Annotated in this window: 9 protein-coding genes; 6 read left to right on the top strand and 3 right to left on the bottom strand. The window is 67.4% G+C overall.

The features are described from left to right. Positions 1 to 27 precede the first annotated feature (27 nt). Positions 28 to 990 (bottom strand): AraC family transcriptional regulator, encoded by a 963-nt coding sequence (locus tag ACI1V7_RS21610; RefSeq protein WP_404533911.1) that lies wholly within the window; start codon positions 988 to 990, stop codon positions 28 to 30. A gap of 143 nt (positions 991 to 1,133) precedes the next feature. Here ACI1V7_RS21610 and ACI1V7_RS21605 point away from each other — a divergent pair, with 143 nt between their 5' ends. From ACI1V7_RS21605 to ACI1V7_RS21580, 6 genes are all read left to right on the top strand, one after another. Beyond that, entirely contained in the window at positions 1,134 to 1,670 is a 537-nt protein-coding gene (locus tag ACI1V7_RS21605; RefSeq protein WP_404533910.1) for a carboxymuconolactone decarboxylase family protein, read from the top strand. A 213-nt stretch (positions 1,671 to 1,883) separates the two neighbouring features. Then, entirely contained in the window at positions 1,884 to 4,196 is a 2,313-nt protein-coding gene (locus ACI1V7_RS21600; RefSeq protein WP_404533909.1) for an NADP-dependent malic enzyme, read from the top strand. A 323-nt stretch (positions 4,197 to 4,519) separates the two neighbouring features. Beyond that, positions 4,520 to 5,563 (top strand): GDP-mannose 4,6-dehydratase, encoded by a 1,044-nt coding sequence (gene gmd / locus ACI1V7_RS21595; protein WP_404533908.1) that lies wholly within the window; start codon positions 4,520 to 4,522, stop codon positions 5,561 to 5,563. A 1-nt stretch (position 5,564) separates the two neighbouring features. Continuing rightward, on the top strand, positions 5,565 to 6,506 hold the full coding sequence (locus ACI1V7_RS21590; protein ID WP_404533907.1) for a GDP-mannose 4,6-dehydratase: 942 nt from the start codon (positions 5,565 to 5,567) through the stop codon (positions 6,504 to 6,506). A gap of 4 nt (positions 6,507 to 6,510) precedes the next feature. Beyond that, the gene (locus tag ACI1V7_RS21585) at positions 6,511 to 7,674 is read left to right on the top strand and encodes a glycosyltransferase family 4 protein (RefSeq protein WP_404533906.1); all 1,164 of its coding nucleotides are present in this window, start codon (positions 6,511 to 6,513) and stop codon (positions 7,672 to 7,674) included. A gap of 38 nt (positions 7,675 to 7,712) precedes the next feature. After that, entirely contained in the window at positions 7,713 to 8,864 is a 1,152-nt protein-coding gene (locus ACI1V7_RS21580) for a glycosyltransferase family 4 protein (RefSeq protein ID WP_404534175.1), read from the top strand. An 88-nt stretch (positions 8,865 to 8,952) separates the two neighbouring features. Here the strand turns inward: ACI1V7_RS21580 and ACI1V7_RS21575 are convergent, their stop codons facing one another. Both ACI1V7_RS21575 and ACI1V7_RS21570 read right to left on the bottom strand, forming a co-directional pair. Continuing rightward, positions 8,953 to 9,972 (bottom strand): response regulator, encoded by a 1,020-nt coding sequence (locus tag ACI1V7_RS21575; protein WP_404533905.1) that lies wholly within the window; start codon positions 9,970 to 9,972, stop codon positions 8,953 to 8,955. Continuing rightward, positions 9,969 to 13,337, bottom strand: coding sequence for an MHYT domain-containing protein (locus ACI1V7_RS21570; RefSeq protein ID WP_404533904.1), 3,369 nt, complete (start codon positions 13,335 to 13,337; stop codon positions 9,969 to 9,971). The genes ACI1V7_RS21575 and ACI1V7_RS21570 overlap by 4 nt, the downstream gene beginning before the upstream one ends. Positions 13,338 to 13,745: the final 408 nt, after the last annotated feature.

Here is a 13,745-nt window from a genome sequence, read left to right as displayed (position 1 = left end):
TACAACAGTCGACGCCGGCGCATGCCGTCAGGCGGCCTCCTCTGCCTGTTCCGCCTGTTCCTGCTGCGCCGCGCCGCGCTGGGCCCGGCGGTAGCCGCCCGGACCCATGCCGTAGTGGCGCTTGAACACGCGGTTGAACGCGGCCTCCGACTGGTAGCCGACGGCCAGCGCGACGTCGCCCACGGCCCGTTCGCCGCGCGCCAGTGCGGTCGCTGCCCGCGCCATGCGCAGCTGGGTCAGCACGTCGGCCGGCGTCATGCCGGACAACTGGGCGAACAGGCGCGCGAAGGTGGCGCGCGACATGAAGCAGGCGGCCGCCAGGTCGGCCACGGTCCACGGAAGCTCGGGCGACTCCAGCATCTTCTGCATCGCATTGCCCAGGCGCCGGTCGGCCAGCACGGCGAACAGGCCGGGGCGTGTCGCGTTCTGGGCCAGCCAGGCGCGCATCAGCAGGGCGAACAGGGCGCCCGAGAGCTGGGTCACGACGACGCCGCTGCCGGGGCGGGTATCCGCCGTCTCCTGCTGCAGCAGGCGCACCAGCGCGTGCAGGCCGGGAAAGTCCGCCTCGCGGCTGGCATGCACGATCATGACCTCGGGCAGGGCGCCCAGCATGGCGCGGCGGGCGCTGTCGTCGAACACGAAGCTGCCGCACAGGATGCCGGTGGCGGGACCGTCGCCCTCGTTGGCCTTGCGCTGCAGCGGGCCATCGGACGCCAGCTTCGCGACCGGCGTGGCCTGCTGCACGGGCCCCGCGTGCAGGCGGTGCGCGCCGCCGCCGGGGAAGACGACGATGTCGCCGGCCTGCAGCGCGATTTCCCCCAGTGCCGCCGTATCCAGCAGGGCGCTGCCCTCGACCACCACGTGGAACGGCGCGGTGCCGGGCGTGGTGACGGCCGGTTCGTCCAGCACCCAGGGCGACGCCAGTTCGCAGCGCGTGTCGAGCGAGGTCGTGACGGTGAACAGGGAAAGCAGGCGGCTGAGTGTGTCCATAGGGTTCGAAAGACGGCGTAGGGATGAGACGAATGGACAAATTATCGCAGCAAACCGGCATTCATTGTCCATCCCATTCGGCCTAGACTTCTTTCCATGCCAGACGGCATTTGATACCGACAACAACACTGAAAGGAAAGACCATGAGCCGCTTGTCCACCCAGGGCGCCAACGCCACCGGCCGTACCGCCGAACTGTTCGCCGCCATCAAATCGAAACTGGGCAAAGTGCCCAACGCCTACGACGCCATCGGCAGCAACAGCCCGGTCGCCCTCGAGGCCCTGCTGAACTTCGACGCCGCGCTCGTCAACACGAGCCTGTCGAAACAGGAGATCGAAGTCGTCAAGCTGGCCGTCAGCGAAGTCGCCGGTTGCGACTACTGCCTGGCCGCCCACACGCTGATGGGCAAGATGGCCGGCCTGTCGCCGGAAGCGATCCTGGCGGCGCGCCGCGGCACCGCCACCGGCGACGCCAAGCTGGATGCGCTGTCGACCTTCGTGCGCACCGTGGTCGGCACCACCGGCACCGTGCCGCAACCCGTGGTCGACGCCGTCAAGGCCGCCGGCTATACGGATGCGCAGGTGGTGGACACGATCTATGCGATCTCCAGCATCACGTTCACGAACCTGGTCAACCGCATCAACGACACGGCGGTCGACTTCCCGAAAGCGCCTGCATGATCGATTGAGCGTATAGGCACGCAAACCTGCGGGGATATGCAGGAGGATGGCCGGGCGTGTGGAGCGTCCCGGCCAATTCACGTTGTTTATGGCGTTCTGCTCTTCCATTCGTGGAGGCGATTAATGCTGCCGTCGGTAAAAATACCTAGTTTGCCGGACGTGTCACTCTGCTAGAATCGTAAGCCTCTTGTCAGTTCAGGAAGGCAGCAAAGCATGGAATCGTCAATCGACAAAAAAGAAGAACTCCGCCAACAACTGCGTGCTGCAGCGCTCGAATACCATCAGTATCCCACCCCCGGCAAGATCAGCGTCACCCCGACCAAGTCGGTGCTGAACCAGCGCGACCTGGCCCTGGCCTACTCGCCCGGCGTGGCGGCACCGTGCGAAGAAATCGTCAAGGATCCCGCTGCTTCCTTCAAGTACACGGCGCGCGGCAACCTGGTCGCCGTCATCTCCAACGGCACCGCCGTGCTCGGCCTGGGCAATATCGGCCCGCTGGCTTCCAAGCCGGTCATGGAAGGCAAGGGCGTCCTGTTCAAGAAATTCGCGGGCATCGACGTGTTCGACATCGAGATCGCCGAGACCGATCCCGACAAGCTGATCGACGTGATCGCCGCGCTCGAGCCGACCTTCGGCGGCGTCAACCTGGAAGACATCAAGGCGCCGGAGTGCTTCTACATCGAGCGCAAGCTGCGCGAGCGCATGAAGATCCCCGTCTTCCACGACGACCAGCACGGCACCGCGATCATCGTCGGCGCCGCCATCCTCAATGGCTTGAAAGTTGTCGGCAAAGACCTCAAGAACTGCAAATTGGTCGTGTCGGGCGCGGGCGCCGCGGCGCTGGCCTGCCTGGACCTGATCGTCGACCTCGGCTTCCCGATCGAGAACATCTTCGTCACCGACCTGGCCGGCGTGGTCTACAAGGGCCGCACCGAACTGATGGACCCGGACAAGGAGCGCTTCGCGCAGGACACGCCGCACCGCACGCTGGCCGAGGTGATCCCGGGCGCCGACATCTTCCTGGGCCTGTCGGCCGGCGGCGTGCTGAAGCCGGAGATGGTCTCGGCCATGGCCGCCAACCCGCTGATCCTGGCGCTGGCCAACCCGAACCCGGAAATCCTGCCGGAAGACGCCAAGGCCGTGCGCGGCGACGTCATCATCGCGACCGGCCGTTCGGACTACCCGAACCAGGTCAACAACGTGCTGTGCTTCCCGTACATGTTCCGTGGCGCGCTGGACTGCGGCGCGACCACGATCACGCGCGAGATGGAAATCGCCGTCGTGCACGCGATCGCCGACCTGGCCCATGCCGAGCAGTCCGACATCGTCGCCTCGGCCTACGGCATCTCGAACCTGTCGTTCGGCCCGGAATACCTGATCCCGATGCCGTTCGATCCGCGCCTGCTGACCCATATCGCGCCGGCCGTGGCCAAGGCCGCGATGGACGGCGGCGTCGCCACCCGTCCGATCGCCGACCTGGCCGCCTACGCCGAGAGCCTGCAGCAGTTCGTGTACCGCAGCGGCAGCTTCATGAAGCCGCTGTTCCAGGTCGCCAAGGACGCGCCGCCGGAACTCAAGCGCATCGTCTACGCCGAGGGCGAGGAAGAGCGCGTGCTGCGCGCCGTGCAGGTGGTGGTCGACGAGCGCCTGGCGCGCCCGATCCTGGTGGGCCGCCCGGCCGTGCTTCAGCAGCGCATCGAGAAGTTCGGCCTGCGCCTGAAGCTGGGCCAGCACTTCGACGTGATCAACCCGGACTTCGACGAGCGCTACCGCGACTACTGGCACACCTACTACCAGATGGTCATGCGCAAGGGCATCACCGAAGACCTGGCCAAGCTGGCCATGCGCCGCCGCCACACGCTGATCGGCGCGATGATGATCCACAAGGGCGACGCCGACGGCATGATCTGCGGCACCTACGGCACCACCCAGATGCATCTGGAGTACATCGACCAGGTGCTGGGCAAGCGCGCCGGCGCCAACGTCTACGCGGCGATGAACTTCATCATCACGCAGGAACGCCAGCTGGCGATGGTCGACACCCACGTCAACGAGAACCCGACGGCGGAAGAACTGGCCGACATCACCATCATGGCCGCGGAAGAGCTGGAGCGCTTCGGCATCACCCCGCGCGTGGCGCTGCTGTCGCACTCGAACTTCGGCACCTCGAACAGCGAATCGGCCCGCAAGATGCGCGCCACGCTGGCGCTGGTGCAGCAGAAGGCCCCGGGGCTGGAAATCGACGGCGAGATGCACGGCGACGCGGCGCTCGATTCGAAGATCCGCAACAAGATCATGCCGCAATCGACGCTCAAGAACGATGCCAACCTGGTCGTCATGCCGAACATCGAGTCGGCCAACATCGCCTACAACCTCGTCAAGACGGCGGCCGGCAACGGCATCGCCATCGGCCCCGTGCTGCTGGGCTGCGCGCGTCCGGTGCACATCCTGACCCCGTCGGCGACGGTGCGCCGCATCGTCAACATGACGGCGCTGTGCGTGGTGGACGCCGTCTCGCAACGCTGACGGATCGACGCGGATGCGCGGGAAGGGGCCTTGCGGGGCCCCTTTTGCGTGAGGCCACAAAAGTTCCACGCATGTCGCGAACATGTAATAAAGCTTGAGCGAGTCGTAACAGTGCGTAATGCAGCGCTGTCGTTTGACGGTTTCGGGCGATAATAGACGAGTAAGCATTATAAATTCCGCACGCTTTCTCCCGTGCAACGGTTTGGCGCCGCGCTCTGGTACAATGCGAGGTTGTCGAAAATTTATCTGGTCCGTTCCCTCCCGACCCGCTCCGGCGCCGTTGCGGAGGCCCACCTCAGACCATCACTGGAATCACCAAGAACATGCAAGCAACGAAAAAAGCCCTGATCACCGGCATCACCGGCCAGGATGGCGCCTACCTCGCGCAACTGCTCCTGGAAAAGGGTTACCACGTCACCGGTACCTTCCGCCGTTCCAGCTCGGTCAACTTCTGGCGCATCGCCGAACTGGGCATCGACCAGCACCCGAACCTGTCGCTGGTCGAATACGACCTGACCGACCTGTCGTCGAGCATCCGCCTGGTCGAAACCACCCGCCCGGACGAGGTGTACAACCTGGCCGCCCAGAGCTTCGTCGGCGTGTCGTTCGAGCAGCCCGTGACGACCGCCTCGATCACCGGCATCGGCGCCGTCAACCTCCTCGAGGCCATCCGCATCGTGCATCCGAAGGCGCGCTTCTACCAGGCGTCGACCTCGGAAATGTTCGGCAAGGTGCAGGCCGTGCCACAGGTCGAGGAAACGCCGTTCTACCCGCGCAGCCCGTACGGCGTGGCCAAGCTGTATGCGCACTGGATGACCGTTAACTACCGCGAGTCCTACGACATCTTCGGCAGCTCGGGCATCCTGTTCAACCACGAGTCGCCGCTGCGCGGCCGCGAGTTCGTCACCCGCAAGATCACGGACTCCGTCGCCAAGATCGTGCTGAACAAGCTCGACGTGCTGGAGCTGGGCAACCTGGACGCCAAGCGCGACTGGGGCTTCGCCAAGGAATACGTGGAGGGCATGTGGCGCATCCTGCAGGCTGACAAGCCGGACACCTACGTGCTGGCGACCAACCGCACGGAGACCGTGCGCGACTTCGTCACCATGGCGTTCAAGGGTGCGGGCATGGACATCGAGTTCAAGGGCCAGGGCGAGCAGGAAACCGGCCATTGCGCCCGTACCGGCAAGCTGCTGGTGCGCATCTCGCCGAAGTTCTACCGTCCGGCCGAAGTCGACCTGCTGATCGGCGACGCGTCGAAGGCGCAGCGCGAGCTGGGCTGGAAGCCGCAGACCACGCTCGAACAGCTGTGCCAGATGATGGTCGATGCCGACCTGCGCCGCAACGAACAGGGATTCTCGTTCTGACATGAGTGGCACGGTCACGGAAGACCTCGCCCGCGCGGCAAGCCCGCGCGAAGGCGAAGGCAAGCGGGCCCTGATCACGGGCCTGCGTGGCTTCACCGGCCATTACATGGCGCAGGAACTGACCGCGGCCGGTTACCAGGTCTACGGCACCGTCCTGCCGGGCCATGCGCCCGGCCCGAACATCTTCACCGTCGACCTCCTCGACCGCGCCGGCCTCGCCGCCGTGATCGAGGAAGTGCGCCCCGACGTGGTGGCCCACCTGGCCGCCATCGCCTTCGTGGCCCATACCGACACCGACCAGATCTACCGGGTCAACGTGACCGGCACCCGCAACCTGCTGGAAACGCTGTCGAAGGCCACGCACAAGCCGTCCTGCGTGCTGCTGGCCTCGTCAGCCAATATCTATGGCAATGCCGACGTCGACGTGATCGACGAAAGCATACCGCCGTCGCCGGCCAACGACTACGCGGTCAGCAAGCTGGCCATGGAATACATGGCGCGCCTGTGGATGGACAAGCTGCCGATCGTGATCGCGCGCCCGTTCAACTACACGGGCGTGGGGCAGGGCGAGAACTTCCTGCTGCCCAAGATCGTGTCGCACTTCCGCAAGGGCGCGCGCCACATCGAGCTGGGCAACCTGGCCATCGCGCGCGACTTCTCCGACGTGCGCATGGTCGCCAATTGCTACCGCCGCCTGCTGGCCGCGGCGCCAGCCGGCGAGGCCTTCAATGTCTGCTCGGGCCGCTCGACCTCGCTCGAGAGCCTGATCGACATGATGAGCGACATCGCCGGCTACCGCATCGAAGTGCACGTCAACCCGGCCTTCGTGCGCGCCAACGACGTCCTGACCCTTACCGGCAGCAACGCCAAGCTGGCCGGCAAGATCGGCCCCATCGCACCGCCGCCGCTGGCCGAGACGCTGCGCTGGATGTACCAGGCTTGATGCGATGGCGGCCATCCTCGATTCGACCATGAGCACGCCGGCCGCGGCCACGGCGCCGCTGCGCGTGGGCATCGGCACGACCATGGTCGAGCCGGTCCTGACGGGCGGCCACCTGGACGGCATCGGCGTCTACACCCAGGCATTGCTGCGCCACCTGCCGCAGGCCGGCTGCGCCATCTCCACGTATTCCTGGCCGCGCGGCACGGCGCCGCTGACGGTGGGGCAGGCCATGCCGCAATCGTTCGAGCGCGCCTCGCTGCTGGACCTCGTCACGCCCGCCGCGCACCGCGTGCACATGCCGGTCGACGTGTTCCACGTGACCGACTACCGCGTCGTGCGCATGGATTGCCCCGTGGTGGCGAGCCTGCACGACGCGCTGCCGATCAAGCATCCCGAATGGTGCAATCCGCGCCTGCGGAGCGTGAAGAACTGGCTGCAGCGCAAGGCCGCGCAAAAGGCCGACCGCGTGATCGCGCTGTCGCACTACGCGATCGACGAACTGGTCGAATGCTTCGGCGTGGACGAGCGCCGCATCACCGTGGTGCCGTGCGGCGTCGACGACGATTGGTTCGACCCGCCCGCCGCCGGCGACGTGGCCGCCACGCTGGCCGCCAACGGCCTGCGCCCCGGCTACTTCCTGTTCGTCGGCACGCTGCAGCCGCGCAAGAACGTGGGGCGCCTGCTGGACGCCTACCTGGCGCTGCCCGCGGCCGTGCGCGCCGAGCGCCAGCTCGTCATCGTCGGCCATGCCGGCGCCCGCTCCGAGGACGTATTGCGGCGCATCGCCGCGGCCAGGCAGGATGGCGCCAATGTCGTGTGGCTGAACAAGCTCACCGACAACGGCGCGCTGCGCCACATCTATGCCGGCGCCGGCGTGTTCGTGTTCGCCTCGCTGTACGAAGGCTTCGGCATCCCCGTCGTGGAAGCGTTCGCGTCCGGCGTGCCGGTGGTGGCCGCGAACACGACCTCGCTGCCCGAGGTATCGCAGGGCGCCGCGCTCGAAGTCGATCCGCTCGACAGCGGCGCCATCGCCGACGCCATGCTGGCCCTGGCGCGCGAGCCGCTGCTGCGCGCGCGCTGCATCACGGCCGGGCGCGCCCGCGCCGCCCAGCTGACCTGGGACGCGACGGCCCGCATGACGGCCGCCGTCTACCGCTCGCTCCTCTGATCGCCAACCCGCCGTACCGAGTCACGATGTCCAAGCCCATGCGCGTCCTCCACTTCTACAAGACCTATTTCCCCGATTCCGTCGGCGGCGTGGAACAGGTCATCCGCCAGATGTGCGTGGGGACCGGGCGGCTGGGCGTGACGAACCAGGTGCTGTCGCTGTCGCGCGATGCCGACCTGACGCCGTTCGCCTTCGAAGGCCACGAGGTGCACCGCGCGCCGCTGAACTTCGAGGTGGCGTCGAACGCCGTGTCGGTGCAGTCGATCGGCATGCTGGCGCGCATGGCGCGCGCGGCGGACGTCGTGCACTACCACTTCCCGTGGCCGTTCATGGACCTGGCCCACTTCATGGCGCGCGTCGACAAGCCGACGGTGGTCACCTACCACTCCGACATCGTGCGCCAGAAGGCGCTGCTGCGCCTGTACCAGCCGCTGAAGCACCGCTTCCTGGCCGACGTCGACACCATCGTCGCGACCTCGCCGAACTACCTGGCCTCGTCCGCCGTGCTGGACCGCTACCGCGACAAGACCCGCGTGATCACCTTCGGCCTGGACAAGGAAAGCTATCCGGAGCCCGACCAGGCGCGCCTGGACGCATGGCGCGCGCGCGTGGGCCCGAAATTCTTCCTGTTCGTCGGGGTGCTGCGCTACTACAAGGGCCTGCACATCCTGCTGGACGCCGTCGCCGGCACCGACTACCCGGTCGTGATCGTGGGCGCCGGCCCGATCGAGGACGAGCTCAAGGCCCATGCGCAGCGCCTGGGCCTGAAGAACGTGATGTTCGTCGGCGCCGTCGACGACCTGGACAAGGCGGCGCTGCTCAAGCTCAGCTACGCCGCCGCCTTCCCCTCGCACCTGCGCTCGGAAGCCTTCGGCATCTCGCTGCTGGAAGGGGCGATGTACGGCAAGCCGATGATCTCGAGCGAGATCGGCACCGGCACCACCTATATCAACGTGCACGGCGAGACGGGTTTGGTGGTGCCGCCTTCGGACCACGTGGCGCTGCGCGCCGCGATGAAGACGCTGTGGGACAATCCGGAGATGGCGGCCGCGATGGGACGCCGCGCGGAAGAGCGCTACTGGCGCCTGTTCACGTCGGCGCAGATGGCGCAGAGCTATGCGGACCTGTACGAGGAACTGGTGGCGCGCCGCTCGGCCGTCAAGTTGTCCGCCACGCCGCGTCTGGGGTGAGTGTGCGGTGGGCACATGGTGCCCACCCTGCGTCGGATCATCGGCAAGCGCGCTATCGTAGGGTGGGCATCATATGCCCACCATGCATCTAGGCTGCCGCCAGCTCCGGCTCGGGCGCCACTTCCTCGGCCCAGCGCTGGCGGATCGCGCGGATGGCCGGCAGCTGCGTGATGAACAGGTCCACCAGCGCCGGGTCGAAATGCTTGCCCTTCTGGCGCACCATGAAGTCCACCGCTTCCTCTTCCGTCCACGCCTTCTTGTACGGCCGCACCGAGGTCAGCGCGTCGAACACGTCGGCGATCGCGCAGATGCGCCCGACGAGCGGGATGCGTTCGCCGGCCAGGCCGTTCGGGTAACCGCTGCCGTCCCATTTCTCGTGGTGGGTGAGGGCGATCTGGCGCGCCAGCGCCAGCACGCCCCGTTCGTGCTCGCCGATGATCTCGGCGCCGATGGTGGCATGGCTCTGCATGATCTTCCACTCGTCCGGATCGAGCGGGCCCGGTTTCTGCAGGATCGAGTCGGGGATGCCGATCTTGCCCACGTCGTGCATCGGCGCGGCATGCAGCAGGTCGTCGGCCTCGGCTTCCGTCATGCCAGCCGCCAGGCCCAGGATGCGCGAGAAGTGGCTCATGCGGATCACGTGCAGGCCGGTCTCGTTGTCCTTGTATTCGGCCGCCAGGCCCAGGCGCTGGACGATTTCCAGGCGCGAGGCGCGCAGCTCTTCCATGCGCACCAGCGACAGGTGGGTGCGCACGCGCGCGCGCACGATCGGCGGGCTGACCGGCTTGGTGATGTAGTCGACGGCGCCGGCCTCGAAGCCTTCCAGCTCGTCGTCGGTCTCGGTGAGGGCGGTCACGAAGATCACGGGGATCGAAGCCAGTTCCGGATCGGCCTTGAGGGCGGCGCAGACTTCGTAGCCGCTCATGCCGGGCATCATGACGTCCAGCAGGATCAGGTTCGGGCGCTCCTCGCGCACCAGCTCGAGGGCGCGCTGGCCGTCCTTGGCGAAGCGCAGGCGGTAGTGGTCCTGCAGGATCTGGCGCAGCAGCTGCAGGTTGCTGGCCTCGTCGTCGACCGCGAGGATCAGCGGCTGGTGGACGTTGCTCATGACGGGATCTCCTGGGGCATGTCGTCGATGGCGCCGAGCGCCGCGTCGAGCTGCTGCAGGGCCAGTTCAAAGTCGAAATCGGACAGGGCGGCGTGGACTTGCGCCACGCGGATGGCCAGCGCATGGCCGGTCAGCGCGGCGGCCAGCGTGGCCAGCGCGGTGTCGTCGAGGGCGCCGCGGCGCAGCGCCTTGCGCAGGGTCTCGCCGGCCTGGCGCGCGCGCGCGAGGTCGACGGCGGGACGCCGGGGTGACGCCTGGAGCGGTGCCTGGGCGGCCTGGCCGGACGCGGGCTGGGCCGCGCGGATGGCCGCCAGCGTACTGGCCAGCAGCGGCGCCAGGGCCGCGAGGGCGTCGCGCAGCGTGTCCTCGGCGCCGGGGAACAGGCGGCCGCTGTCGCCGTCCACCAGGCCTTCGATGGCGCCCAGCGATGCGGCCAGCTGCTCCAGGCCGAGGTTGGCGGCCACGCCGCGCACCTTGTGCGCCAGCATGCGCAGCGCGCGGTAGTCGGCGGCAGTCGCTTGGGCCGCCAGCGCCGCGGCCAGGCCCGCATGCTGGACCTCGAACAGGGCCAGCCCCTCGCGGTAGGCATCTTCCTTGTCGCTCCAGCGGCGCAGGCCGGCGTGGCGGTTCCACAGCTGGCGTTCCTGCGCCGGCATCTCCGCCGCCAGCTGGCCCGGACCGAGGCCCAGCACGCGCGCGATCTCGTGCGACAGCGTGAACCAGTCGACCGGCTTGGTGGCAAAGCCGTCCATGCCGGCGGCGACGCTGGCGCGGCGATGCTCGTCCAGCACGCTGGCGGTCATGGCGATGATCGGCACGCGCTTGCGCCCGGTGGCCTGCTCCTGCTCGCGGATCAGGCGCGTGGCCGAGAGGCCGTCGATGGTCGGCATCTGGAAGTCCATCAGGATCACGTCGTAGTGCTCGCGCGCGGCCAGGTCGACCACCGCGGCGCCGTCGCCGACGGCCGTCATGGTGTGGCCGCGGCGCGCCATCAGCAGCTGCAGCAATTCCAGGTTCTGCGGCACGTCGTCGGCCACCAGCACGTTCAGGGGCGGCAGGGCGGCGGCGGTGCGCACGCGCGGCTGCTGCGGCGCGAAGCGGGCCAGCACCAGCGGCAGCAGCACGTGGAAGGTGGTGCCCTGGCCCGGCGTGCTCTCGGCCCAGATGGTGCCGCCCATCAGTTCCACCAGCTGCTTGCAGATGGTGGTGCCCAGGCCCGTGCCGCCGAAGCGGCGCGTCATCGAGGCATCGGCCTGGGTAAACGGTTCGAAGATCGCGGCCAGGCGGTCCGGCGCGATGCCGATGCCGGTATCGCTGACCGTCACGTGCATCTGCTCGCCCTGCAGCCCGGCGCGCATCGTGACGCTGCCGCGCTCGGTGAACTTGATCGCGTTGTCGAGCAGGTTGGTGAGCACCTGGCGCACGCGCAGCTCGTCGCCGCGCAGGCAGGTCGGCAGGGCCGGATCGTACTGGATGTCGACGTGCAGGCCCTTGGCGCGCGCGTTCGCCGCCAGCGTCGAGGACAGCTCGTCGATCAGCGACAGCAGGTTGTAGTCGTTCTGTTCGAGTTCGACGGCGCCCTTCTCGAGCTTGGCCGTGTCGAGGATCTCGTTGAGCAGGCGCAGCAGGGCGCGGCCGGCGCTGCGGATCGTGTCCAGGTGGCGCCGCTGGTCGGCATTCAGGTCGCCGTCCAGCAGCACGTCGGTGAAGCCCAGGATGGAATTCATCGGCGTGCGGATCTCGTGGCTCATGTTGGCCACGAAGCTGGCGCGCGCGGCGGCGGCCTGCTCGGCCTTTTCCTTGGCGTCGCGCAGCGCCTCTTCCATCTCGCGGCGCTCCGTGATGTCGAGGATGACGCCGTCCAGCCATTCCAGCTCGCCGGCATCGTTGCGCACGCCGGTGCCGTTTTCCCACAGCCAGCGGATGCTGCCGTCGGCATGCAGCAGGCGGTACTCGACCAGGTAGGGACGCTCGTCGTGCAGCGCCTGGGCGATGGTCTCGGACACCCGCACGCGGTCGGCCGCGTGGATCAGCGTGCCGAAGTTGCGCTTCGGCGCGGCGCCCAGGAAGTCGGCGCAGGGATAGCCGGTGACGCGTTCGACGGCGTCGCTGATGAACACCATCGGCTGTTCGCCTTCGACCAGGCTGCGGTAGGAAATGCCGGGAATATTGCCGATCAGGGAACGGAACTGCTGCTCGCTGGCGCTCAGCGCCTGCTCCATCGCGCGCCGCTCGCTGATGTCGGTGATGAAGCAGACGAACAGCTCCTCGCCGTCCAGCTGCGTGTGGCCGATGGCGCGGCGCAGCGGCACGGTGCTGCCGTCCTTGCGGCGGCCGGTGACGTCGGCCGCGCCGGCCGTGCCCGCGATCTCGCCGGTGGCCAGCACGCGCAGCAGGCCGCCGCGCTCGGACAATTCCTCGTTCGAGATCAGCAGGCGGACGCTCTGGCCGATGATCTCGTCGCGCCTCCAGCCGTAGATGCGTTCGGCCGAGGCATTGAACTCGACGATGGTGCCATTGCGCTGGATCGTGATGACGCCGTCCACCGTGGTGGTGAGCAGGGCGCGCATCCACGCCTCGCTGCGCGACAGATCGCGGAACAGCTGGCGGTAGCGCAGCAGGCCGTTCGCGCCCAGCACGATCATCGTGAAGACCACGGTGATCATCGTGATCACCAGCGCCAGGAAGGTGCTGCCGCCGCTCTGCGGATCGGCCGCCGCCGGATGGCCGATGAAGCGCGCCGCGGCCATGCCCGTGTAGTGCATGCCGGCGATCGCGCAGCCCATCACGGTGCCCGCCAGCAGCAGTCGCGCATGGTGGCCCAGCCAGCGCACGTTCGACAGCCCGAAGCGTACCCACAGCGCCAGCGTCGCCAGCACCACGGCCACCACGATCGACAGGCCGAACATCAGCGGGTCGCAGCGTAGTTCCAGGTCCATGCGCATGCCTTCCATGCCGGCATAGTGCATGGCGCCGATGCCGGCGCCGACCAGCGTCCCGCCGAGCAGCATGCTCCACGCTCCCAGGCGTTCGCGGGCGATCATGTTCAGCGCGACGAACGAGGCGGCGATGCTGGGCACGCCCGACAGGATCGTGATGGCGGGGTCGTAGTCGACGTCCGTGCACAGGTCGAAGGCGAGCATGCCGATGAAGTGCATGGCCCACACGCCGGTACCGAGCGCCAGGCTGCCGGTGCCGAGCACGATCCAGCGCTGGCCACGGTTGGCGACGGCCTGGCCGGCGACCAGCAATCCCATCCAGGACGCGAAAATGGCGACCAGTACCGACAGCGCGACCAGCGTCGGCGTATACAGACCATAGCTGAGCAGCGAAGGATCGGCGGGCAAAGTGAACAGGAGCGGCATATTAAATCGGAAAAATCAGTAATCCCATCGGCAAGACACCAACGCGCAAGTATGTCACTTTCGTGGTGGAAAGTCTTGTTGTGCACCGCCAACAATCCCATCGTTACCCGAAATTGTCGCGTGCATACCACCAATATCATCAAAACGTTTCCAGGCGGTTATGCCGTCGCGGAGCGGCAATTGTCAAGTCGGGGTCATACAGTACTCAGATTCGGCGTATGGACGTGCCCGGAAATGTGAACTGTCGGGTCGATAAAACTGAACCGATGAGGAAGCCGGAAATGAAAAAAACACTAACAAGAACACGATTTTCTTCGCCGGCGCACGCGCGAGGCCTGTTTGCATGATCGCGTCCGCGCGGCGCAGGCCACTGTCGCCGCCCCGGTCTTGCTGGTATGCTGCCCATAA

This window comes from Massilia paldalensis, assembly GCF_044901715.1.
GTDB lineage: Bacteria > Pseudomonadota > Gammaproteobacteria > Burkholderiales > Burkholderiaceae_D > Telluria > Telluria paldalensis.
This window is presented reverse-complemented; position numbering and strand designations above follow the sequence as displayed.